We start from the raw sequence: 22,461 nt of genomic DNA on the forward strand, positions 1-22,461 counted from the left end.
TGAAGGAGTTGTAATGGCAAATACAATCGCGAAAGTGCTTCTGGTAGATGACCACATGGACAATCTTACCGTTCTTGAAGCCGTGCTGAAGTCAGACGACCTTCAATTGCTGAAAGCGAGATCCGGCCGCGAGGCCCTGGAAATCCTTCTTGCCCATGAAATTGCGCTTGCGCTGATCGACGTACAGATGCCGGAGATGGACGGGTTGGAGCTTGCGCAGCTCATGCGAGGAACCGAAAGATCAAGGAGGATTCCGATTCTATTCATTACCGCTTCGTTGCACAATCCACAGAGGGTTTTCAAAGGATATTCACTCGGCGCCGTCGATTTCATATTCAAACCGGTGGAGCCGCATATCTTGAAAACCAAGGTCGACGTGTTTGTCCAGCTTCACCGGCAGAACCGGCAAATCGCCGAACAGCTCGAAGAGCAGCACGAAATACTCAGGCTCAACGAACTGTTATCCGCAGCAATCGCCCATGATTTGCGAAATCCACTGCAGAGCATCGCCGCTGGAGCGGCAGTGGTTCTTCAGAAATCCAGCGACGAATGCATCGTCCGCTCGACCGCCGAGCGCATCCATGCGAGTTGTGTCCGAATGACAAAACTGATTGAGGACCTCCTCGACTTTTCAAACCTTCGATTAACGGGGTCTTTCCCTGTGAAGCCCGCGGGCACGAGCTTGCTGGAAATCGTGAAGAAGGTCATCGCGGAACACGAGTTGGCCGATGCAACAGCCACTATCAACCTTACTGCGATTGGCGACTTGCAGGGGACGTGGGACGAATCGCGCATGTGCCAGGCAGTCTCGAATCTAATTGGCAATGCGCTCAACCACGGTGATCGCAGTGAACCGGTTACTATTGTGCTGAACGGCGCTCACCCGGATGACATCGTCTGCTCGGTCCACAATAAGGGGCATATTCCGGATTCGGTTTTGCCGTACGTTTTCGACCCGTTCAGGTCCTCTGCATCAAAGGGCTCTGGTGTGAGCGGGCTCGGCTTAGGTTTGTACATCGTTGCGCAGATTGTGAAGACTCATGGCGGTTCCATTGGCGTAGACTCCAAACCGGACACGGGAACCGGTTTTACGATAGAGCTGCCGCGGCACGTTCCCGGTGCCCACCAGATGCGAATGGAGCGCTGCCTGGGCGCCTGATCCTGTTCCTCTTCGCGGCCTATACCAAAGTGTAGTTCTACACGCTCTAAGTAGAATAGCTATCCAGCCGCGGCAACCCTACTATCGAACAATGCGATTTCCGGAAGGTGTGATCTCGGTTGTTGATGACGACGAATCGGTTCGCGCGTCAACCGGGAATCTACTCCGATCCGTTGGCTATCGAGTCGAAACTTTTGCAGCGGCCCATGATCTCCTGAATTCAAGAGCGCTCGAAGAAACCGGCTGTCTGCTTCTGGATTTCCGCATGCCGGGCATCGATGGCTTGCAGTTGCAACGGCGCCTGCACGACGGCGGCTTCCGTATTCCGATCATCTTCATCACCGCGTTCGATGATAGATTTCTGCGGCAAAGGGCAATGGAGTGCGGCGCAGTAAACGTGCTGCACAAGCCATTCGATGCGGCGCTCCTCCTGGAGGCCGTCCGGATCGCGCTGCATCGAAGCCGCTCGGCACACATTCCTCATGCAAAACTCATGGAAGCCGCGGAGTCTTGTCTCACCGAAACGGCTGAAGTGACCCGCGTTTTATCGGCACGGGAATCCGAACACCTTGGCGAATGTTCCGAGTGCGTTGATGCGCTTGCAAATATGGTCCGTGAAATGGTTCGCGGCCGTCACGAAAAGAAAGCTCAGGCAATGGGATCAGACGAGTGATTCATCAGCTTCCAGATTCGAATTCCACGATGCTCAAACGTCCGAACTTGTAAGGCTCCTGATCCAAATCGCGGGCGGGAACCAATCACAACGGTTATCTCAATGAGAATACGAAGTTCTCAGTCTCCTGGCTTCCGGGCTGTCCCTGTCGGAAATGGCCAACAAGCTCGCATTGAGTCCTAAAACCATAAGCACATATCGCGTGCGCCTGCTGGAAAAGCTGAATTTGCGAAACAACGGCGAACTGATGCGTTATGCCTACCAGGAGGGCATCATGCATTGAGATCATACCGGGCGTTGCTGTAACACCTGCTCGACTTGGTAAATACGATCACGCAAATCGCCACCGATTTCTCCAGAGGACGCGCTGTGTTCGAGATCTCTGACCAGATCGAGGTGATCAGCGGACGATGCCGAAAGCCGCCTTTTCCTCGCCTTCCTCCTTCAGTCTTTGCGCGACGCGTACAAGCAGCGGCCCGAGGGCGGTTTGTGACCAGAACCACTCGTAGAGGGCATTGTCCCGGTCATGAGGCCGCTGTTGCATCCGCGCTTCCAGCATGAATGCCTTCAGGTCGTCGGCAGCACGCCGGATGAACAAGGGAGCCGGGGTGCCGGCCGGCTTTTCCGGATAAGCCTCAGGCGCGCCTGCCGCGTATGCCTCGAGGAAGCGGACGAGTCCGCGGAATCGGCGCTGGGGTATGCCGGAGTTTCCGACGGCGGTCCGGCCGTCGTGTTCCTTAAGCCAGCGCTCGTAATAGCCCCGCATGGACGTTAAATCGTCCGCCGGATCGCGCTTCGCAGTGCCCGGTACGATTTCGCTGGCCTGGATCAGCCGCACCGGCGCGTCTGCAGCCTCCGGGAATTCCGCGAGTACAGGTGCGGACGCGCCAAAGAGATCCAGCGCCGCGCTGAGAACTCTGTGTTGAAACTCCGCGTCGTCCGGCTTACCCAGAGCATAACCGTAGGGAAAGGGCACAAAGAGAGCGCGCGGCGGCTTGGTACGCCGGGCATGTTCTTTGAGGAGCACCAGACTGCACGTGGGCAATCCCGCTCCCTCCATCGCGCGGGCGAGCACACTGACCGTGTGCGTGCAATTGGGTCAGGTTGGAGTCAAAAGCGCCGCACCGGCCCCTTCCGCGAGGAGCAGGCGCGCGACCTCGGGCCCCGTCTCCTCCAGAATCTTTTTAGGGTTTGTCTGGGCCCCCATGAAGGAGTAGTCATGTAAAGTTCTCGATCCCAGCGTGCCCCGTTCCACCAACTCCCGAAGCCGGTCGCGGGGGAATGTGACGTTCAGGTCCCGGTATATCGCGGTGCGATCGAAACCGATGCTGTTATGGCTCTGAAGGATGTCCCGGGCCGGCGTATCGGAAGGAATCGGACGGTAACTCTGATCGCCGGGAGAAAAGGGATGGTCCCCGCGGCAGTGCAACCCCGCTGTCGTCACCAATGCCAGCTTGAGTTTCCGGAGCGGCTCGCGCAATGGAACGAATGGAGAGTCATCGTACTCGAAACACGGAAAGTTCAGCACCGCCTGGCGCTGCGCGGCACTCAGATCTTCGATGTGCGGCATGTCGGTCCGGTTTCCCTTCGCTCCTTTCCACATGAAAATACCATGCGGATTGCAGTTCAGTCCTCGAAGAGTTCCAAACCCTCCGTCAACGCTCTGGCGATCTCCGCCTGTCCGATAACGCCCTTGATATCGAGGCGCCCGGCGAGCCGGCCGGCGCCTTTCGCCACGCGCGCCGTGACGATCGCAACGGATGCCCGAGCGTGTTGCATCGTGGCAAGCAGCTCGAAAAGGGTGGCCTCTGCTGTGACCGTAACGAAGTCCGGCCGCACGAGTTGATCGAGCCGCCTCGCGTTGCGTAAGACGTCAGTGTGCGTCAGAGCCCACTCGCGCGAAATGAATCCCGCGATCTGGTCATCCTTGACGAAGACAAAATAAGCCGCGCCATTCCCATCTTCATCAAACGTCATGCGCGCCGGCGCCGAGCCGGCCGGAAGAACGTCGGCCTTGGAGATGGCGAGACCGGCCACGTGACGCACAAGATGGGCGTTTGCCTGCAGCGCGTAGGGCATGACATGGCCGCGGCGCACCAGTTTCATGGTGTAAATGCTCTCAGGAAGTATCAGGCGGCGAAGACCATAGCTGACGGCCACAACAAACGTCATCGGCAGGACGACCGCATAGTTCAGGGTCATCTCAAAAATCATGACGATTGCCGTCAGAGCGGCGCCGGTCGCTCCTGCGACAAGGCCGGCCATTCCCGCAAGCGCGAATACCGCCGGATGAATTTCGAGCGCGGGAAGGAAGTGCTGAAGAACGCCTGCATAGGCGGCTCCCAGCGTGGCGCCCATGAAGAGCGATGGAGAAAAAATACCGCCGGAAGCACCCGAGCCGAGGGTGCAGGATGTCGCCACGAGTTTCAACAGCCAAAGCAGCAATAAGAACCAGATACTACGCACAGAGCCGGTGAGCACGTCGATAATCGTCGCGTATCCGACACCTTCGATGTAGTAGTGTCCCGTCAGCCGGAACAGCGTCGTAAACATCACTCCGACGATGAGCATTCCGATGGCGTGGCGGATGTATGGATGCTTCGGAACGAGTTGCTCGAACAGGTCTTCACCGCCGTAAAGCATGCGGATAAAGACCACCGAAGCCGCGGCCGACACCACACCGAGACAGGCGTATGCCGGTAACAGCGCCGCCGTTTCCGGAATATGCAATGGCGGCACGGGAAATGCGGGAGCGCTGCCGAACAGATAGCGGGCCACGTAGGTCGCGGTTGTGGTTGCGAGAGCGACCGGTACCAGTGTCCGGGCGCTGACCTCATGAAGCAGTACTTCGACGGCAAACAGCATCCCGCCGATCGGGGTGTTGAATGTGGCGGCAATGCCGGCGCCGCCTCCCGCCGCAACCAGCGTCGCTCTCTGCCAACGCGACACCCGGATCATTCGGCCGCTGAAGGACGCAAACGCGGCTCCGATCTGTATGATCGGGCCTTCCCTGCCGACCGATCCTCCCGTTCCGATCGAGATCGCGGATGCCAACGCTTTGATCGCGGCCACCACGGGACGGATCACGCTGTTTTTGTAATAGATGGCATCCATGACCTCCGGAACGCCGTGCCCGCTGGCTTCAGGCGCAAAAGTCAGGACGAGAAATATAACGCATATACTGCCGGCGATCGGGACAAATGCCACCGCCGGACCCCAGGGGCCGGCCGGTGTATGGCGATTGGTGTCGTATACAGTCGAAAGCCGGCCAAGGAACGCCAGGTTGTGGCACAACGCAATCAGAATGCGAAATCCGAATGCGCCCAGACCGGCGACGAAGCCCAGCACCACCGCGAGAGCGCCAAAGACCGGCGGCGAAAGAGACCGGTGCGTCTCGTCCACGATCTGCCTGTTGAGGGCCGCGGCCGGGGGGCGAACTTCCGGCGGCATTAGTGAGCCGCATGGATGACTCTGACGATCTCGACCGAGCAAGCCGCATGATGGACCACCGCGTCGGAGACGCTGCCGGTAAGCAATCGCTTCAATCCACTCCGGCCATGCGACCCGAGTACGATCAGATCTGCGCCCCATGCCTGGGCTTCATCGAGAATCTCGCCTCTGGCATCACCCTCATGAACGGTCCACTCTGTGCTGAACCCGGCCGCCTCGAGCCTGGCTGCCGCGCTCGTGAGCAGTTGCCGGGCCTCTTCATACTGCTCGTGTCTCGCCGTTTCGTAGTCGGGATACTCTTTACTGCCCTTGGCCTGGGCGCGCCGGGTGGGAAACGGATCGGCAACATGCAGAAGGCGGAGCGTTGTGTCTGCCGGCCGCATCTCGGCGCTCAACATCTGTATGATGGCATCTGAGTAGGGAGAATCATCGACGGCAACCAGAACTTTAAGCATCTGATTTGGCCTCCACTCCCGAATATCCGGAGCCGTCGTGAACCGGAGCCCGGCTTCAGTCCGGACATCGCCGATGTCTGTTCGATAGAAAACAGAAGTGCACGTCACATTCCCGAATACGCTGGCAGTAATAAATCCGGCAAAAAAGGCGGGACGGCGGGCGCTCTCGGATATCCTGCGTTCGGTGATGCCGAACGCAGGATTACGTTCGGCTACAACCCCTTAAAATGTCGACGATTTCGCATGGCGGTTCTTTACAGGCGATTGCAGTTCCTGGGCCTTCTTTAATTCTGTTTCGACGACAGGCATGAGGTTGTTTGCATAGTCGCGCACATCCGGATCGGCAGGCGAGCTTGCTTCACCCTTGAGCATACCGGCCAGTTGTCCTTCATCCTGTACCGTCAGTTTCAGGAATTCCTTGTCAAGAGTACGGCGCGAACTCCGCTTGAGCTGCGTTACGTCTTTTGAGTCCTCCGCGGGCGCAGCCGGTTGCTTCAGCTTGTATTTTTGAGCGAGTTGGGACAGTTTTTGCAGGGATTCGATATCGTCTTTGATCACCATATCGGCGTACGTCTTTATATTCTTATTGGCCGACTTATTGCGCGCAATCACGGCGAGATCTCGCTCATTGGCCGCTTCCTGTTGCGCCTGAAACAGAAAATTCTGGCCGGCCGCGCTGAGTACGGGGTCGGGAACAGAAGCCTGTATCGGTTGATTATGGGCGCAACCGGCAAGGACCAATATGGCGCCTGCGACGGCTGCATTGATCATTAACGGACGACCGCTTTTCATGCTTCCTCCTAACAAATTGAAATTGTTTCCGGTGAACCTAACGAGGAAAGAAGTCGCGGAGCCGAAAGTGAATGCGCTTGGAGGGCTTTGGCCCCGCGAACCGAGTTCATAGAAGCCTCAACAAAACACGTGATAGCTTCAGTTATCGTAGCACGATATCCATAGGCTGCAATAGCAGATGCAGGCAGCGCTCAGGCAGCGCGTTTTTCATGGTGTGACCGGAGCGGCAACTCGACGACAAAGGTGGCGCCTTTACCCTCTCCTGCACTATCTGCACACACGCTTCCCCCGTGTTTTTCCACCAGTTCGCGAACGATCGCAAGGCCGAGACCCGCACCAGGCGCGTCTGAAACGCCGCGCTTGAACGGCACGAAGATGTGGGGAAGCAGGTTATGAGGAATTCCGATGCCGCTATCGCTAATTGTGATGCGAAACGACGCCGCTGACGTTTGACACGTCACATGTATGCTTCCTCGCGGTGGAGTGAATTTCACGGCATTTTGAAGCAGGTTGGTAAAGATCTGGGTCAGCCACGTGGGGTTCGCCGTAAGGATTCGGGGCTCGCAGTCGAACAGGTCTATTCGGAGTTTCTTCGATTCCGCGGCCAGTCGAATGGTCTCAACTGCATCATAAATAATGGCGGACAAATTGCAGGTTTTGAAATCCGCTTCGGCTTGCCTGGATTTGACCCTATACAGTTCCAGCAATCCTTCCATCAGCTCAAGCTGCTTCTGCGCGTTGCGTTCGATGACAGTGAAAGCGTGATCGATCTCCGATTCCTTTTTCAACTGCCCGCTTTTTCTGATCGCTGTCCAACCAAGGATTGCAGTAAGCGGAACCCGTATATCGTGCGCCAGTGTTGCGACCATCTGTTCGAGGACATCATTGGTGTTTTCCAGCTCTTGAAACATAGTGTTTCGCTCGTCCTCAGCTGTCTTTTGCCGGGTCAAATCGCGGAGAATCTTGACGTATCCTTTAAGGCCGCCGTCATGGTCGCGTAACACCGTCAGAATTCCGTAGCCCCAAAAGCGCGATCCGTCCTTTCGCAAGTGCCATCGCTCGTCCCGGGTTTCCCCATTTTGTTCTGCGCTCGAAAGCTCTTCCTCAAAGGCGTTACGCTCATCCGGAGGAAATATCATTCTGAGGCTTCGTCCGTGGTCTGCCGCATCGAGTCCGATAATCCGTTTTGCTCCAGAGTTGAAATCTAAAATGATCCCATCGGGGGCGGTAACTAATATGGCGTAGTCCGTGACATTGTCCATCAAGAGCCGAAATCGGGAATTCGACAATTCGACTGCGCTTTGCAACCGCTTTTCGCGATACGCCCAGAGCGTCAGGGCACTGGAGGCGGCGAGAAACAAGACCGTCCGGATTACCAGCTCCTCCGGTGGTCCTTTGAATATTGTGCCGCTCAAAACTGCACCAATGGCAATGGCAGCGAAAGCCGCCAGAGGGCCGACATACCAAGCTGATACGAAAACTGCCAACATCAGAAGGACATAATTGGGCGCAGCATGAAATGGAATTGCGGCAGTCGCAAAAATAGCAACAGCAACAGACAGTATAGCCACCGTGTAGGTCTTGATATGAACGGCACCGGGACTCATCTTGTGCGCCAGATACCGGATTCGAAACCGTTGGTTGCGGCTCGATTCAGGATTAAGAGCTGAGCGGACATCAAGCACAACACCCCAGATTTTATCTCTACTTTTAGCCTACACCTTTTACGGAAATTGTGACGCCGCATCAGCGGTTGAATTGTCTGGGAGCAACCGCGTATAGTATGACGAGGTATCGCCTCACGATACCTGCCGTTTGATGAGAGAATTCGTGGGATCCAACGCACGCATACTATTACTGATCGCCTGTCTGTTTTTCGTGCTGGACGTGTTGTCGCCGTTGACACCCACACCGATGGCGCAGATTACGAACTTTGTTGCGATTGCAATTTGCGCGTCCTCCCTTGTTGGCCTGTTCTGGCATTTCCGACTCGCGCTGGGCCGCGACACTCTGACGGCCGTACCTTACTTTCTTCCCTGCCTGAATCCCGCCGTATCGATTTGCATACTTCTGTGTTAGCTCGCATCTCCGAAAGCGGGTCTTCCGTGGAACGAAGGAGATGTGCGTTGAAAGTAATTCCCGAAACTGTCAGACAATTTCTAGTTAAACATATTCATTCTGTTGATGCCCTCGAAATCCTGCTCCTGCTTCGCCAACAACCCGATAAAGAGTGGGGCCCACTGGCACTGAGCAGAGAACTGCGGACCGAGCGAACGAGCGCCCTGGCTCGCCTGCAAATGTTGTCAGCCGCCGGAATGCTGTCGTCACGTTATGCAGGGAGCGAACAGACATTCCGATATCAGCCATCGACGCCTGCACTCGAGCGAACGATAAACGAGTTGGCAAAGTGGTATTCCTCACACCGGGTTGCGGTGATTGCGCTGATCTATTCAGACGCCGCGGAAAAGCTTTTCACCGGTTCAGACGGGTCGGCCAGATAGAAACGAATCGAATTCCATCGCTGAGGAATGCAGACCAGGCTAGCTCGAGTGGCTCAAACTGAAGATGAGGATGGTGAGCACGATCAGGCTGACAGCGACGTATAGATTGTCGCGTTCAAAATAGAACCCCACAGCGGCCAGCGCCACGCGGGCAACCGGTGTGGCAATCAGCACGAGCAGTCCGAACTGGATCAATGCCTCGCTGTTGAGATGGAAGGCGGAACGGACAATCCCGCCAATCGTTCGCAGATCGGCGCTCTCTGAGGTGAATTTTGCGTAACGCGGCTGCTCCGCATGGTGCTGGACCAGATAGAGCGCGCCCGCCGCGCTGACGATGACTGCAGCCGCGAGGACGCCTGTGCGGAGGACGGTCCCGATCATCGATTGAAGTTGCCGGTCCGTCATTGCCGTTCAGATCCTTCCGGTTATTCCGTTAAAAATCATCTCCGCCGCCAGCACGAAGATCACTGCCGCGAATACTTTCCTCAAGGCGGGAACGCTTGCGCGAACAAGGATTTTGGTGCCGAGCAATGCGCCGCAAAGCACGCCAAGCATAACCGGCATCGCAAGGCCCGGATCGATGTAACCGCGGCTGAGGTAAACGCCCGCGCTCGCCGCGGCGGTGACGCCGATCATGAAATTGCTCGTCGTGGTCGAGACCTTGAAGGGAATCCGCATCGCCCGATCCATCGCGATCACTTTTACGGCGCCTGAACCGATCCCCAGCAGTCCCGACAATGCACCTGCCCCGATCATCAAACCGAACCCGGCTGGAACATTTCGCACGCCGTACGGAATAGGCCCATCGGGCCCGGGATACGTACCGTGCAGCTTGAATCTCCTGGCCAGCGCGTCTTCGGCTGCAGACTCGCCGCCGGAACGCCTGAAATCAGATACGGACTGGTATGCCGAATAAAGCAGAGTGACGCCGAAGACGATTGCAATGGTCCCGGTCGTTACGTAGGTTGCAAGGAAAGCTCCAAATAGAGCCCCGATCGTTGTTGCGATTTCCAGCAGCATTCCGATTCTGATGTTGGAATAACCTTCCCGGACGTATGCAGACGCGGAACCGGAGGATGTGGCGATGACGGACACCAGAGAGGCGCCGATCGCGTACCGGATATCCACTCCGAACGCGAGCGACAGCGCGGGCACGATGACCACACCCCCACCGAGGCCGGTGAGCGCTCCAAGCAATCCTGCGATGAATGCCGTCAACCCAAGAAGTAAAGTGAATTCGAGTGTCGTCACAATCCGGCTGAAAAAACATCTTACCGGAGCGCGATGCAACTTACATACTGGGGCTTTGCACAAAAACGCGATTTCAACATGTCGCGTGAAAATCAGGCTTCGCGCGCCCAGCGGATCAGGGTCGCGAAGTTCGGCGGCTTGCCGTGCATGAGCAGGCCGATCTTGAAGACCTTACCGGCGAACCAGACGGTAACACAGGCAGCGCCGATGCCGATCAAAGCGGTCAGCCAGATCTGCCAGGACGGCGGAGGTGAATCGGAAGCCATGCGCGCGATCATCGCGAAGGTATTCACGGGAGGCACGAAACTGACGGCGACGCTGAACGTGGAGTTGGGTGCGCGGCCGATAATCGGCGCCAGAATATACGGAGCAATCAGCAGGAGCATGATGGGTCCCATCAGCGATTGCGCGTCGGACAGTTGATTCACCGCCGCTCCGATCGACATCATCAACGCGCCGTAGACGAGATAGGTAATCAGGAAGAACACAATCAGATAAAGCACCAGCTTCGGATCCACCGCACTCAACATTGAGAATGTCGACAGCGCATACAAGCCCAGTCCGATATAGACCAGAAGCACCGACAGGCTCACGCCCAGCTGGCCGATCAGCTTGCCGGCCATCAGTTCGATCGGCGACACCGCGCTGAGCAGAATTTCCACCACGCGGCTCGATTTCTCCTCGATCGTCGAGGTCATCAGCGTTTGTCCCCCGATCATCACTCCCATAAACAGCATCAAACCGAGGATGAACGGCAGCGCGCGCATGAACCCGCGCTGGGTTTGCTGCTCGCCGCCTGCGGCGACAAGCACCGAGCGCGGCGGAACAACGAGCATTGCTGCTTCGATCGCAGCCTGATCGACGTTATTTGCGCGCAACCGGACGCGCACCAGCGCATCGCGCAGAGCTTCATAGATCACGCCTTCGGTTTCGTCGTTCAGGCTCGGCGAAACATAGAGATCATAGGCGCCGTATCCCCGGCGCCCGGCGCCGCGAGTGACGGCATCGGGATGAATAACGACTACTGCCAGCCGGCTGGGCGTTGCCGTCTTATCCATCAGCCAGTCTTTCTCTTTCTGGACCGCCGCGTCCGCCGGCCGCTCGAGAATCTCAAGGACAGGCGGCGCAGCGCCTTGCCCGGAAAGCGGATTGGAACCCGGTCCGCCGGAAGCGGCTCCGGATTCGCTCATCCCGCGAATCAAGTTCCGCATGCGCTGACCTTTGATATATGCCGGATCGAGCGTTTTATGGAGTTCCGGCATGACCTGTCCGGTGGGATCGATCACCACGATGCCGCCATGAATCTCCGGCGACGGCGCGTTCAGAATTCTCGGCGCGACCCGGATGAGCAGAAACATGACGGCCGGCATGATCAACAAACCGACGATGAATCCTCTATTTGAAATCGTTGTGACGAATTCCCTGGCCGCCACAAGGCCGATCTTGTTCATAAGCCCACTCCGGCTCCGCTCAATCCGCGCAGGTGCGCGCGGAGTTCGGTCGCATGTTCATCCGATAATCCGTCTCCCGTGACGATGCGAATAAAAAGGTCTTCGAGCCGGACGCGCTCGAATTCAATGCGGGCCGGCGGTATGGCGTTTACGATCTCGCGCATCGCGGACGCGGGATCGGATTTCTCGCCGAGCCGGATCGTGTAACCGCCGTTCGATTCTTTCACCGATTCGACCATCGGCATCGATTCCAGAACGCCGGCCCGCGCCGCGGGATCGAGCGGCTCCAGATAGATCGTGCGTGTATCGAACTGCCGCCGCAGTCCTTCCATGGGTTCGTCCAGCACTTTCCGGCCCTGATGGATCATGACGATGTGCCTGCACATTTCCTCCGCATGCTCCATCACGTGTGTGGAGAAAAGGATCGTCGCACCGCGCTGGTTTTCTTCCGCGATCACTTCCTTCATGAGCCGCACGCTGACAGGGTCGAGGCCGCCGAATGGTTCGTCGAGAATGATCAAGTCGGGTTGATTGATGATCGAGCCGATAAATTGAATTCGCTGAAGCATCCCCTTCGAGAGATCCTCACATTTTTTCTGGCCGACATCGCCGAGGCCGAGATGCGCCATCAATTTCGTTGCCCGTGCCGCCGCGGCAGTTGCGGCAACGCCTTTCAGCTGCGCCAGGAATGTCAGGAACGCGAGCACACGCATCTTCCGGTAAACACCACGCTCTTCAGGAAGGTAGCCGATGCGATCTTTTGCTTCCGTCGCGGAGGCGCGCCCGAGAACCGACAGCGTTCCGGAGTCCGGGAAAAGGATCGACATGATCATGCGAATGGCTGTCGTCTTCCCAGCCCCGCTCGGGCCGATGAATCCATACATCCCGCCCCGCGGCACAACCAGATCGATGTGATCGACAGCCTTGGTTCTGCCGAATATCTTTGTGACAGCTTTCAGCTCGAGCGCAGTTTCCAATGAGGTTTACCTGGATGGCAGTTATACCTTAATTTGTTTGAACCCTGTAGAGTTTTGAGAAACGAACACATCTTCCGACGGCATCCGGATACCCATTCCATACCAGCGACGTGGCACAGGACCGGATCGCATTGGGAATCATACGGCCGCAGATGACGCAGATAGCGCTGATGGAAAGCAGGAGCACAAAGGCAGCAAAGATGCTCCGCTGATCCGGACGCGTTGTGAGGGTCCGGCGTATGAAGCAGGCCGTTACTCTGATCTGTATTTTCGCGTCGATCACCATCGCTGCGATGCTGGTTTCGCATCGTCGTTCCGGCGGCGGGACCGCTCATCTCGATGGACAGCCAGCGGCGCCGACGCGCTTGATCGTACCGGCCGGAACTTATTTGACCTTAAAAGTAGTGGAGGGCATCTTCGAGAGCAGCAAGCCCGGAGACACCATGCAGGCGATGAGCGCGGATCCGGTATATGCCGGGCGTCAACTTGCCATTCCTGAAAACACGCGCGTTGGCGTTCACATCGACTCCTTACAAAGACGCAACAGAGATTCCGAAGACCTGACACTGCGGGTGACGCAGCTGATTTTCAGCGGCCGGACGGTTCCCGTCGAATCCAGCCCCGTTGTCGCGACGATGCGGCCCATGTCGTCTCTCGATCTGATGGTGCGCTCCGCAGGCGGTATGCTCGGCGCCGCAGTAGGCGCGGCCGGCGGCGCCGTCGTCGATAACGATCCGCTCGGCGCCGGAGCGCTCGAAGGTCTCGCGACCGGCACCGGTTCCAGGGAAACCGGGACCGACCACATTCGTTTTCAGATTGCCAGTGCCATCGACTTGACGGGAGTACGTTGGTGATTGCTCCATCTGCGTAATCCGCGTAATCTGCGGCCATGTATTTTCGTCAGTTCTATCTGGGCTGTCTTGCACACGCTTCGTATCTCATCGGGTCCGGCGCTGAAGCCGCCGTGGTCGATCCGCAGCGCGACGTCGACATCTATATAGAGGACGCGAAGGCGCAGGGCCTCCAGATCAAACACGTCATCGAGACGCATCTTCATGCGGATTTCGTTTCCGGACACCACGAGCTTGCCGCGCGGACCGGAGCACAGATTTATTTCGGCTCGGCGGCAGCGCCGAAGTTTGATTGCGTTCCCGTACACGAAGGAGACGAGATCGTGATGGGCGATGTGATCCTCCGGTTTCTTGAAACGCCGGGACACACTCCGGAGTCCATCAGCGTGCTCATTTTCGACCGCGAAAAATCCGGCACGGTGCCATACGGCGTGCTCACCGGCGACACGCTGTTTATCGGCGATGTCGGGCGTCCGGATCTGCTGGGCTCCCGCATGGCCGCGCCCGACCTGGCAGGCATGCTTCATGACTCGCTTCATCGCAAGCTGATGCTCTTGCCGGATGAAACCAGAGTCTTCCCGGCGCACGGCGCAGGCTCGATGTGCGGCCGCCACATTTCCAGCGAAACATCTTCAACGATCGGCGACCAGCGCCGGTTCAACTATGCGTTGCAGCCCATGACGCGCGACCAGTTCATCCAGATGATGACCACGGACCTGCCCGAAGCGCCGGCATACTTCAGCCGCGACGCCCGGATCAACCTCGAGGGTCCTGCTCTCATCGAAGAGTTACCGGAGCCGCTGGCCCTGGCTCCGGAAGCCGTGCAGAAGATGCAGCGCGGCGGACATCTTATTCTCGACACGCGGCCGTCGTCTCAATATGGGGCAAGCCACATCAGAGGTTCGCTGAACATCGCGCTCGGCGGCCAGTTTGCGTCATGGGCCGGAAGCCTCATCAAACCGGATGTTCCGCTGATCATCATCGCCGAGAACTACGAAGGCGTCCGCGAAGCCCGAACGCGCTTGGCCCGGGTCGGCCTCGAACAGGTTTCCGGATATCTGAAAGATGGCGTGCTGGCCTGGCACGAGGCCGGTTTACCGCTCGATACGGTCGAACAGATTTCGGTCGAAGAGCTCCGGCAAAGAATCGATGAACGCTCCGTGGAGACGGTCATCGACGTCCGGCGGCCTCCGGAGTGGAACAACGGCCACGTTGCAGGAGCTGCGCACATGCCGTTGAGTCATCTGACGGCATCGGCCGCCTCGCTGGATCGAAGTACGAAACTTGCGGTCATGTGTGCCGGCGGCTACCGATCGTCGATCGCGTGCAGTCTGCTCGAACAACTGGGCTTCAGGAATATCGCCAACGTCGGCGGCGGAATCACCGCCTGGACGAATGCCGGACTGCCGGTTGTGGTATGAGGTGTGTACCCGGGTGGTATCGTTAATTAGTGCGGGCTCTTCACCAACATGTTAATATCGAGCCGTTTTTGGGGAAATTTTCGGAAAATAACTGAGGACGGCTGATAGTGGAACGGATTTCACTGACCGCCTTCTTTCCGGCGTACAACGACCAACACACCATCGAAGGTATCGTGCGCACTGCCGCGGCAGAAATGCGCAAGGTGACCAGCGATTTTGAAGTGCTCGTCGTCGACGACGGAAGCAAGGACCAGACCGGCGAAATTCTCGACCGGCTTTCAAAAGAGCTGCCTTTCCTGCGCGTGATCCATCACGCCCGGAATCTGGGCTACGGTGCCGCGCTGATATCCGGCTTCACGAACGCCACAAAAGACGTCATCTTCTATACGGACGGCGACGGCCAGTACGACGTGCGCGAAATGCACAATCTGCTCGCGCACCTGAAGCCCAATATCGATCTGGTCAATGGTTTCAAGGTCAAGCGCGCCGATGCGTGGTATCGCATCTGGATCGGGGCCGCCTACCGCCGCGCGATGCGCCTGGTATTCCGCCTGCAAATCCGCGATGTCGACTGCGATTTCCGCCTGTTCCGCCGGTACATTTTCGATACGATCACCCTGGAATCCAGAAGCGGCGTCATCTGCGTTGAAATGGCCAAGAAATTCGAACGCGCCGGCTTTCGGATGGTCGAAATCCCGGTGAGCCACTATCCCCGGCTGCACGGACGCAGCGAATTCTTTCGCATACGCCATCTTGCATACACATTCCGGGGCCTGCTGCGGGTGTGGTGGAATCTGGTCATCTCGCACAGACTGCCGGTCCGGATGAACATCGCGCCGAAAAAGTACTGACTCCGCCACATGCACGCGCAGGATTTCGAGCTGCTGTATCGACTCGAAGAGAAATACTGGTGGTTCGCCGCGATGCGCCAGATCACCGATACCATTGCCGCGCGTGAACTGGCCCGGCCGGGGCTCCGGATACTCGACGCGGGTTGCGGCACAGGCTTCAACCTGGGTTATTACGCGGCCGAAGGCGAACGGGAAGTCTACGGGCTCGATCTTGCCGACGACGCTTTACGCCATGTCCGCCAGAGAGGCTTCCGGAGGATCGCGCAGGCTTCCATTACGGAGATTCCATTCGCATCCGGAACGTTCGATCTCGTCTTTTCCTTTGAAGTCGTCACCCAGACGCCGGTAACCATGCACGATGCGGAACTGCGCGAAATGCATCGCGTCCTGAAGCCGGGCGGACATCTCTTCATTCGCGTGCCCGCGTTCATGTGGCTGTGGTCGTCGCATGACGACGAGCTTGAAGTGCGGTATCGCTATCAGCGGGATGAGCTCGCGAAAAAGCTGGCCGCGGCGGGTTTCATGGTCGAATGGAGCAGCTATGCGAACGGCTTCCTGTTCCCGATCATTCTCGTTCGCCGTTTCCTGAAACACGCGGGCATTGGCGGCGGAACGGACGTGAAACCGCTCCCCCGCGGCCTCGGCTGGCTCGACGCCATATTCCGCAACGCGCTGGCGAGCGAAGCCGCCTGGTTCAAAAGCGGACGGCGCCTGCCGTTCGGCCTGTCGTTGATCTGCTACGCGCGGAAGGCATATTGAACCTTTCCTTTTTGCTATTGCTCGCGGGAATTCCTGGGATGGACGCTCAAAATCCGGACCTGGTCTTCAGGCAGGTCAATCAAGAGATGGTAGGTATCTGCCGGCACGTCGAACGAGAATTCGCCGGTTTCATTCGTACGCGTCTGGTAACGGAGGATGCCGCCGGACTCGAGCGCGACGTTGGTGTTGTCGAGAAAGTGCGCGACGCCGGAAAAGAGCTGACCGGCAATAGTGATTCGTTCGTTGGCTTCCGTGACCTCGATCTTCACGTCCAAACCGGCGGCGCCGGCGCGGTACATGGAGGGGCGGAGCGCGCCTCCATGGCTGCGCACCCCGGCGAGCAGGGGCTGATCGAAGGTGTCAAAAACCAGGGAAGCGATAATCTGCCGCAGCGGAGACTTCGGCTTCTGGAGCGGACCAGGGAATAAATCGATCCAGGCCTGCACCGCGTCCGCCGGAGGCTCAAACCGGGGTTCCTGGCGCAGCCGGAATTCCAGAGCCTGGAACTGCTTCTTCTCTTCCGCACACCCGGCGCAGACGGCCAGATGGGCTTCGAGCGCCGATTGCCGGGCATCCGATGCCTTGCCATCCAGGTAAGTCAATATGTCGTCGGCACTTACGTGCTGCATATCGCCTTCATCGCTCATCCGGCAATACTCTCCTGTCTAATAGAGGTCCGCAGCCACCGCAAAAGTACAAAATATTTTCGCCTCAGCATATATCGGTGACGCCCCGATCAGCGAGCATTCGCCGTAACCATTGGAGACATCGGGTGCGCCGGGCGCCGATCCCCTCCGGGGACACGCCAAGAAGCTGGGCCGCTTCTTCGTACCTTCGCTCTTCGAAAAAGAGAGCCTGGATCAGCCGGCTGCAGGGATCGCGCCATATCTCCAGTATCCCGCGGAGCACCTGCTGCTTTTGAGTCCATGACAGGACTTCTTCTTGAGTTCTCGCCGGATCCCGTGGCTCTTCGATCTGGTGTTCCACGACGCGTTGTGGTCTTCGAGCCGCGAGCGCCTGGCACCGCCGATCCGTCGTTGTCATCAGCCAGGAATAAACCTTCGCGGGGTCCCTCAAGTCGTGAATTCCCTTTAGAAGCGTGGCCCAGACCTCCTGTGCGACATCCTTGATTTCGTCTTCGTCGAAACCGTATTCCGCGGGAATCGACCACACCAGCCGCTTGTAGCGGTGAATCAGCTGCTCCCATGCCGAGGGATCGCCCTCGCAGCAAAGCCCCACCAGCTCTGCGTCGCTGGGCAAATCATGACCTTCAACCCTCGCTCCGGAACCCGACGCGGAAAACATTTGCGCGGGAGGATACCACAAAGATGCGCACGTGAAAACTAATGCCCTATGCCCTCACCCGGAATGCAGACTCCATGCGATCGATCTCGCGATGGGCCAGGCCATTCTGTTGTGCGATCTGGTGCCAATCACCCACAGACTTCAAGACCTCAGCGATAATGTTTTCCGCCCTGCCGCCTTTGACACGAAAGAACGGCGCCACGCTCCGGACGAGATCCAGGTTCTGCGCGTTATCGTCCTTCGAAATATTGAGTAACAGCCCGTCACCGGTTGGAGAAGGGTTCATGTCGAATGCGGGCGACAATACCCACCCTCCCTTATGGAGCAGAAAACCCTGATTGCGTAAATGGTCGTCAACGTTAGATACGCAAATATTGAAGACGATTCGCCGCCACAGCTGTTCGAGATCTTTGTTCACCTGCGCTCCGTTCCTGATCAGGAACCCGGCGATATCGAGATAGCTGACGCCGGTATCACCGCTATCGCCGTCTTTCTTCCCGAGCAATGTCATCGCGGAGGCAAAATGGATGCGTTCTCCGGTATCCGAGCGGTCGAACCGTTTGGTCAGAAAGGTGTCGAAGTCTCCGGAGAACTTTTGAACTCTGGCGGTTCCGGCTTGCACGCCCGCATTCAGAGCGAGTTGATGGACGACGTATTCCCAGCCGCCGATATTGATGTCATCCCGGCGGCTGGGGAATTTGGCGATCCAGAAATGACCGTTTTGATCGACCACTCCGGCTTTCGGCCGCGCCCCGCCAAGGGAACCGCCGGGCGCGATCAGGAGTTTCAGCCACTTCATGTAGTCCTTGTCGCTCTCCGCGTCCTCGCGTTCCAGCTGCAGGCTGGCATATTCGAGATCCCGCAGCCGCGCCCATGGGGGCGAAGCAATTTCAATGTTGCTATCGAGAAACGGGCCGCGCGAAGAGAGCCGGAATCTCAGCGCGCCCATGCGATGCCCGTCGTAGACGCCCAGCAGATAGTCCGACTCCAGAAGCGTTCGCACGCTGCGTTCTTCCTGCCGTGCGCGTTGAGCTTCCCGGCGCTGCATCAACAGTCGTCCCCAGCGGTCCGGTGAAGAGTCCAGGAACACGCCGAAATTCGCATGGTCTTCACGCGCGTACTGCGGCCCGGTGAACAGACCCAGGTTGGGGTCGAGAATTTGCGCCTGCGGCAATTTCAACCACTCGGGATCGTATTCGAATGAGAAGATTTCCTTGCCGCGCGCCAGAGACACGAAAAGTGTACCCATGGAGACCGGCTCCGGCAGTCCTTGCCAGTGGGCGCAAACCTGGATCGCCCGTTGCTGTTGCCCGGCTTTACTCATCCTCGTTGGGTTTGGAAATACGCTTTCGGCCGTAGGTGATGCCGGCATCCTGAAGCTTGCGTCCGAGCGGGTCTTCCTTTCCGATCAGGAGAAGATCGTTTTCAAGCCCGAGGCAAAAAAGCACGCTCGCGTAGGCGCCGATGGTAACACCGCTTTCCCCCCGCTCTACCGCGCGTAAAGTGTTTCGTGTCATGCCCGCGCGCTCCGCCATCATCGTCGTTGAAATCTTCCGGCGCAGCCTCGCCAAACGGATATTTTCGCCCAGCGCCTTAAGTGCATCCTCGGTTGCGGGTGTGAGTTGCGCGGTTTTGTTACCCATTGATCATTATTTTAATCATAAAAGCATCTGCTGACAATAATAATGATCATTGATGGTTATTCTGTCCGATTGTAATGCTCAATAACTGAACCATATAACGCTTATTTGGTCATGATATTGAGCATCTAAAGGGCTGATAACTCACGGACTCACGGCTGAAGTTCGTTCAGCAACGGCGAAGGGGTGGCCACCGGGCCATCTGCCTTTCCACCATCATTTCTTTTGGGAAATCGATCCTCTTAACAGAATGTCGAGGGCGATTTGCGAAATCCAATCCGAATAATGCTCCAAAAGGCTGTTTAGCCCTTCGTAAACTTCCCCGGCATTCTCGATCGTCCAACACCACATCACTGGAGGAGATTCCATTCAATTTGTTCGCGTGGGCGGTTGCCAATTGATGCCACCGGCAGATCGATAAGGTCATCGTCGTGGACAATTCCCGGGTCTTCATCAGCTCCGCCAATTTCACCGAAGCGGCTCAACAGCGGAATATCGAAGTTGGTCTTGTGATCCGTTCAAAGGCGCTCGCGGCCCAGTTAATGCAACATTTCTCATCAATGGTCGCCGAAGGTACCCTGAGGACCGTTTTTGATTCAGCCATTCGTGAAAGAGCATGACGCATCGATTGTGCATAACGCCGGGACATTTCGCCGATGTGAGTGAAACTGGCCCTAACCGTCGGGTGTTGCCGCAGTTCGGACTTTTAGAAATCGGCAAAGTCGCGACAAAGCTGTTTTTTTGAAGCTACTGCGTTGAAAACAAACACTCCAGTCTGGAATTGTATTTGCTCGGGAAACCCCTGATTATGGTTGTCGGAAGGAAGAGGCGTGGCAAGTAGCGTGAAGAAGCCGAAGAATAAACCACGTAGGCAGAAATCAACGGCACCTGGCCCGCGGATTGTTCGAGCGTGGTTCGACTCCGTTATTAACCCGCTCCTCAAGGCGCTTGAGACCGAAAATTCGCGATTACTCCGGTTTAACTGGACGTGGCGGTTTCGGCCCGGCGTCTTGGAGTGGATCAGAGTAGTTGCGCAGTATCTGTCGCCGGAATATCGGGATAATCTCGAACAGTTTCTAAAGTTCCATCCGGCTATAAATGCCAACATTGCCGAGCACGACGAAGGCGTACAGACGCTTACAGATGCCTGCCGCAAGCTTCATACTGCGCTCGTTACGAAGTCCGAATTACCGCGATTGTACGAGGAACTGTCGACGCCGGAGGGATTACGATCGGTTTGGGAACAATCCCGCTTTCGGCATCTGCCGCTCGAGAATACTTCGCCCGACCGGATGTTGTCTGAGTTTTTCGGCGGATTCGATAAATCCGAGCATGTATCGGTCTTAGCCGAATATATCATCAACAACACCGGCGATCTACCGGATCATTACACGACGGCGCCTTTTTGGAATGCGTATAGAGAACGGCTGGTTCAGCTGCTCAAAGCACCAGACGTCCGGAAAGAGTCGCGCGAAGTGAACTCAGCTGGCGCCAATTTGCGAGAGGCTTCGAGCAGATTGAGCCAGAGTCTGCAAGAAATTCGGCTGGACCTATCCATTAAACACGACGTGCCCTATGTGGATCCCATGTCGGTTCCGAAATCGGAACCCTCATGGTAGGAGTCTCTGAACGACAGGGCCTGTCTGATCTCGTCAGCTACGAGAAAGTAGTTGTCGATGCCGGTCCGCTGATGTCCATTCTCGTTCTCAAATATGCTTTTACCCTCGAACCAGGTGCCGCAATGGCCAAGATCGCTCAAAGCAGGGTCGCTTCATACCTGCGCGACGATTCCGCGCAAAGGGCGATGGTTCGGTTGTTCGATCATGTCCGCTCGATCGCGACTACCTCGCACGTCATAGGTGAATTGCAAGGTTTGCAACAACTCAAAGGCGACTCGCAAACGACCTTCTGGGAGGCATCCATGAATTGGCTTGCATCGAAGGGCCTCGAGGAGACCCTAATCTCACTGATGGAATTGCACTCGCACCCTGGCAGACGGGGCTGGGTTTGCGAGATCGGTCCAACCGATTCCGGACTCATTGAACTAGCCGTCCGTCATCGCACCGTCCTCCTGACAGATGATCGTCGAACTATGCTTGCCAGAGCCCGCCAGAATGGCGTCGACTGCAGAGTCGTGCACGACGAACTTCACTTTTACTGCTGAGACGTCCATTTTAAGTTGACGGGCTACTGTAGACGATCGCTGCCGGCTCCGCGCCATAAGAATTTCGCCCATCCGCGCCTTGAGGTACGATTAGCCGCAAATTACGCCAATTCAGGAAATCATTTTCTGAAGTTGAATGCGGCGTACGGGACTTTGGTTTTGCGGGACGTTGAATTGGATTGCCGGCATGTTGAATTGGAACCGGGCAACTCCGGCTTCGGTGTGCGGCATCCATCTTTGGATGCCGGGGATGCCGCCTTGAATCCCTGAGACGCTGACTTGGATGTGCCGCATGCGGACTTGGATCTGTGCCATCCATTCCTGGATGCCGGGGATGCTGTTTTGAATCGGCGATGCGTTGGCTTGAATGTGCGGCATGCCGGTTTGGATGTGCGACATCCTTCTTTAGATGCCGGGGACGCTGGTTTGAATTCGTCACACCCTGACTTGGAAATGCGACACTCCGGCTTGGATGTGTGACACCCTTCTTTGGATGGCGGGGACGCTGGCTTGAATCCGCGACACCCTGACTAGGAAATGCGGCATGCCGGCTTGGATGTGCGACATCCTTTTTTGGATGCCCGGGACGCTGGCTTGGCTCCGCGACACCCTGACTTGGAATGCGGCATGTTGACCTGGATGCGTGACACCCTTCTTTAGATGCCGGGGACGCTGGTTTGAATCCGCCACACCCTGTCTTGGATGTGCGGGATGCTTCTTTGGATACTTCACTGTGGACTCCGAAAAACTATTTTTCGCCT

At 57.2% G+C, this 22,461-nt stretch carries 25 protein-coding genes and 1 pseudogene; 11 read left to right on the forward strand and 15 right to left on the reverse strand.

Annotated elements, in window-relative coordinates:
- The first annotated feature begins 13 nt into the window (after positions 1–13).
- From VGK48_06190 to VGK48_06200, 3 genes and pseudogenes are all read left to right on the forward strand, one after another.
- A complete protein-coding gene (locus VGK48_06190; protein ID HEY2380758.1) occupies positions 14–1,159 on the forward strand; it encodes a response regulator in 1,146 nt (381 codons plus the stop codon).
- A 91-nt stretch (positions 1,160–1,250) separates the two neighbouring features.
- Complete coding sequence (locus VGK48_06195; GenBank protein HEY2380759.1) at positions 1,251–1,832, forward strand: response regulator; 582 nt, start codon at positions 1,251–1,253, stop codon at positions 1,830–1,832.
- 118 nt (positions 1,833–1,950) lie between these two features.
- Positions 1,951–2,115: pseudogene (locus tag VGK48_06200) on the forward strand (LuxR C-terminal-related transcriptional regulator).
- A gap of 117 nt (positions 2,116–2,232) precedes the next feature.
- Here VGK48_06200 and VGK48_06205 read toward each other — a convergent pair.
- The 6 genes from VGK48_06205 to VGK48_06230 form a co-directional block, all read right to left on the reverse strand.
- Positions 2,233–2,877 (reverse strand): hypothetical protein, encoded by a 645-nt coding sequence (locus tag VGK48_06205; protein HEY2380760.1) that lies wholly within the window; start codon positions 2,875–2,877, stop codon positions 2,233–2,235.
- A gap of 54 nt (positions 2,878–2,931) precedes the next feature.
- Positions 2,932–3,435 (reverse strand): glycine/sarcosine/betaine reductase selenoprotein B family protein, encoded by a 504-nt coding sequence (locus VGK48_06210; protein HEY2380761.1) that lies wholly within the window; start codon positions 3,433–3,435, stop codon positions 2,932–2,934.
- 23 nt (positions 3,436–3,458) lie between these two features.
- Complete coding sequence (locus VGK48_06215; GenBank protein HEY2380762.1) at positions 3,459–5,282, reverse strand: chloride channel protein; 1,824 nt, start codon at positions 5,280–5,282, stop codon at positions 3,459–3,461.
- Entirely contained in the window at positions 5,282–5,737 is a 456-nt protein-coding gene (locus tag VGK48_06220; GenBank protein HEY2380763.1) for a universal stress protein, read from the reverse strand. Before VGK48_06220 ends, VGK48_06215 begins: the two co-directional genes overlap by 1 nt.
- Positions 5,738–5,959: 222 nt before the next feature.
- Entirely contained in the window at positions 5,960–6,529 is a 570-nt protein-coding gene (locus VGK48_06225) for a DUF4142 domain-containing protein (GenBank protein HEY2380764.1), read from the reverse strand.
- Positions 6,530–6,720: 191 nt separating this feature from the next.
- Positions 6,721–7,944 carry a PAS domain-containing sensor histidine kinase gene (locus VGK48_06230; GenBank protein ID HEY2380765.1) on the reverse strand — a complete coding sequence of 408 codons (1,224 nt, stop codon included), beginning with the start codon at positions 7,942–7,944 and terminating at the stop codon, positions 6,721–6,723.
- 711 nt (positions 7,945–8,655) lie between these two features.
- On the opposite strand from VGK48_06230, the gene VGK48_06235 reads away from it, so the two are divergent.
- A complete protein-coding gene (locus VGK48_06235) occupies positions 8,656–9,030 on the forward strand; it encodes a hypothetical protein (GenBank protein HEY2380766.1) in 375 nt (124 codons plus the stop codon).
- Between the two features lie 39 nt (positions 9,031–9,069).
- On the opposite strand, the gene VGK48_06240 is transcribed toward VGK48_06235, so the two are convergent.
- The 4 genes from VGK48_06240 to VGK48_06255 form a co-directional block, all read right to left on the reverse strand.
- Positions 9,070–9,435 carry a DUF1634 domain-containing protein gene (locus tag VGK48_06240; GenBank protein HEY2380767.1) on the reverse strand — a complete coding sequence of 122 codons (366 nt, stop codon included), beginning with the start codon at positions 9,433–9,435 and terminating at the stop codon, positions 9,070–9,072.
- 6 nt (positions 9,436–9,441) lie between these two features.
- Positions 9,442–10,281 carry a sulfite exporter TauE/SafE family protein gene (locus VGK48_06245; protein HEY2380768.1) on the reverse strand — a complete coding sequence of 280 codons (840 nt, stop codon included), beginning with the start codon at positions 10,279–10,281 and terminating at the stop codon, positions 9,442–9,444.
- Between the two features lie 92 nt (positions 10,282–10,373).
- Complete coding sequence (locus tag VGK48_06250; GenBank protein ID HEY2380769.1) at positions 10,374–11,732, reverse strand: ABC transporter permease; 1,359 nt, start codon at positions 11,730–11,732, stop codon at positions 10,374–10,376.
- The gene (locus VGK48_06255; GenBank protein ID HEY2380770.1) at positions 11,729–12,709 is read right to left on the reverse strand and encodes an ATP-binding cassette domain-containing protein; all 981 of its coding nucleotides are present in this window, start codon (positions 12,707–12,709) and stop codon (positions 11,729–11,731) included. Before VGK48_06255 ends, VGK48_06250 begins: the two co-directional genes overlap by 4 nt.
- Positions 12,710–12,948: 239 nt before the next feature.
- On the opposite strand from VGK48_06255, the gene VGK48_06260 reads away from it, so the two are divergent.
- The 4 genes from VGK48_06260 (at position 12,949) to VGK48_06275 (ending at position 16,591) form a co-directional block, all read left to right on the forward strand.
- A complete protein-coding gene (locus tag VGK48_06260; protein ID HEY2380771.1) occupies positions 12,949–13,563 on the forward strand; it encodes a hypothetical protein in 615 nt (204 codons plus the stop codon).
- A gap of 35 nt (positions 13,564–13,598) precedes the next feature.
- Positions 13,599–14,981: a rhodanese-like domain-containing protein gene (locus VGK48_06265; protein HEY2380772.1), complete on the forward strand. Its 1,383-nt coding sequence runs from the start codon at positions 13,599–13,601 to the stop codon at positions 14,979–14,981.
- Positions 14,982–15,088: 107 nt separating this feature from the next.
- Positions 15,089–15,832 (forward strand): glycosyltransferase family 2 protein, encoded by a 744-nt coding sequence (locus VGK48_06270; protein HEY2380773.1) that lies wholly within the window; start codon positions 15,089–15,091, stop codon positions 15,830–15,832.
- Between the two features lie 9 nt (positions 15,833–15,841).
- Complete coding sequence (locus VGK48_06275; protein HEY2380774.1) at positions 15,842–16,591, forward strand: class I SAM-dependent methyltransferase; 750 nt, start codon at positions 15,842–15,844, stop codon at positions 16,589–16,591.
- A gap of 14 nt (positions 16,592–16,605) precedes the next feature.
- On the opposite strand, the gene VGK48_06280 is transcribed toward VGK48_06275, so the two are convergent.
- The 4 genes from VGK48_06280 to VGK48_06295 form a co-directional block, all read right to left on the reverse strand.
- On the reverse strand, positions 16,606–17,238 hold the full coding sequence (locus VGK48_06280) for a zf-HC2 domain-containing protein (protein ID HEY2380775.1): 633 nt from the start codon (positions 17,236–17,238) through the stop codon (positions 16,606–16,608).
- Between the two features lie 64 nt (positions 17,239–17,302).
- Positions 17,303–17,851, reverse strand: a complete 549-nt coding sequence (locus tag VGK48_06285) for a sigma-70 family RNA polymerase sigma factor (GenBank protein ID HEY2380776.1) — start codon at positions 17,849–17,851, stop codon at positions 17,303–17,305.
- A 91-nt stretch (positions 17,852–17,942) separates the two neighbouring features.
- Positions 17,943–19,145, reverse strand: coding sequence for a HipA domain-containing protein (locus VGK48_06290; protein HEY2380777.1), 1,203 nt, complete (start codon positions 19,143–19,145; stop codon positions 17,943–17,945).
- 67 nt (positions 19,146–19,212) lie between these two features.
- Entirely contained in the window at positions 19,213–19,539 is a 327-nt protein-coding gene (locus tag VGK48_06295; GenBank protein ID HEY2380778.1) for a helix-turn-helix transcriptional regulator, read from the reverse strand.
- A gap of 422 nt (positions 19,540–19,961) precedes the next feature.
- Between VGK48_06295 and VGK48_06300 the strand changes: the two genes are divergently transcribed.
- The 3 genes from VGK48_06300 (at position 19,962) to VGK48_06310 (ending at position 21,700) form a co-directional block, all read left to right on the forward strand.
- Complete coding sequence (locus VGK48_06300; protein HEY2380779.1) at positions 19,962–20,156, forward strand: phospholipase D-like domain-containing protein; 195 nt, start codon at positions 19,962–19,964, stop codon at positions 20,154–20,156.
- 390 nt (positions 20,157–20,546) lie between these two features.
- Positions 20,547–21,155, forward strand: a complete 609-nt coding sequence (locus tag VGK48_06305) for a hypothetical protein (GenBank protein HEY2380780.1) — start codon at positions 20,547–20,549, stop codon at positions 21,153–21,155.
- Positions 21,149–21,700, forward strand: a complete 552-nt coding sequence (locus VGK48_06310; GenBank protein HEY2380781.1) for a hypothetical protein — start codon at positions 21,149–21,151, stop codon at positions 21,698–21,700. Before VGK48_06305 ends, VGK48_06310 begins: the two co-directional genes overlap by 7 nt.
- 111 nt (positions 21,701–21,811) lie before the next feature.
- Here the strand turns inward: VGK48_06310 and VGK48_06315 are convergent, their stop codons facing one another.
- A complete protein-coding gene (locus VGK48_06315; protein HEY2380782.1) occupies positions 21,812–22,099 on the reverse strand; it encodes a hypothetical protein in 288 nt (95 codons plus the stop codon).
- Positions 22,100–22,461: the final 362 nt, after the last annotated feature.

The sequence above is a fragment of the Terriglobia bacterium genome (assembly GCA_036496425.1).
Lineage (GTDB): Bacteria > Acidobacteriota > Terriglobia > 20CM-2-55-15 > 20CM-2-55-15 > 20CM-2-55-15.

Coding starts and splice junctions, on each gene's coding strand:
- VGK48_06190 (HEY2380758.1), top strand. CDS start 14: ATGGCAAATACAATCGCGAAAGTGCTTCTGGTAGATGACCACATGGAC.
- VGK48_06195 (HEY2380759.1), top strand. CDS start 1,251: ATGCGATTTCCGGAAGGTGTGATCTCGGTTGTTGATGACGACGAATCG.
- VGK48_06210 (HEY2380761.1), bottom strand. CDS start 3,435: ATGTGGAAAGGAGCGAAGGGAAACCGGACCGACATGCCGCACATCGAA.
- VGK48_06215 (HEY2380762.1), bottom strand. CDS start 5,282: ATGCCGCCGGAAGTTCGCCCCCCGGCCGCGGCCCTCAACAGGCAGATC.
- VGK48_06220 (HEY2380763.1), bottom strand. CDS start 5,737: ATGCTTAAAGTTCTGGTTGCCGTCGATGATTCTCCCTACTCAGATGCC.
- VGK48_06225 (HEY2380764.1), bottom strand. CDS start 6,529: ATGAAAAGCGGTCGTCCGTTAATGATCAATGCAGCCGTCGCAGGCGCC.
- VGK48_06240 (HEY2380767.1), bottom strand. CDS start 9,435: ATGACGGACCGGCAACTTCAATCGATGATCGGGACCGTCCTCCGCACA.
- VGK48_06250 (HEY2380769.1), bottom strand. CDS start 11,732: ATGAACAAGATCGGCCTTGTGGCGGCCAGGGAATTCGTCACAACGATT.
- VGK48_06260 (HEY2380771.1), top strand. CDS start 12,949: ATGAAGCAGGCCGTTACTCTGATCTGTATTTTCGCGTCGATCACCATC.
- VGK48_06265 (HEY2380772.1), top strand. CDS start 13,599: ATGTATTTTCGTCAGTTCTATCTGGGCTGTCTTGCACACGCTTCGTAT.
- VGK48_06275 (HEY2380774.1), top strand. CDS start 15,842: ATGCACGCGCAGGATTTCGAGCTGCTGTATCGACTCGAAGAGAAATAC.
- VGK48_06280 (HEY2380775.1), bottom strand. CDS start 17,238: ATGAGCGATGAAGGCGATATGCAGCACGTAAGTGCCGACGACATATTG.
- VGK48_06290 (HEY2380777.1), bottom strand. CDS start 19,145: ATGGGTACACTTTTCGTGTCTCTGGCGCGCGGCAAGGAAATCTTCTCA.
- VGK48_06295 (HEY2380778.1), bottom strand. CDS start 19,539: ATGGGTAACAAAACCGCGCAACTCACACCCGCAACCGAGGATGCACTT.
- VGK48_06310 (HEY2380781.1), top strand. CDS start 21,149: ATGGTAGGAGTCTCTGAACGACAGGGCCTGTCTGATCTCGTCAGCTAC.
- VGK48_06315 (HEY2380782.1), bottom strand. CDS start 22,099: ATGTCGCACATCCAAACCGGCATGCCGCACATTCAAGCCAACGCATCG.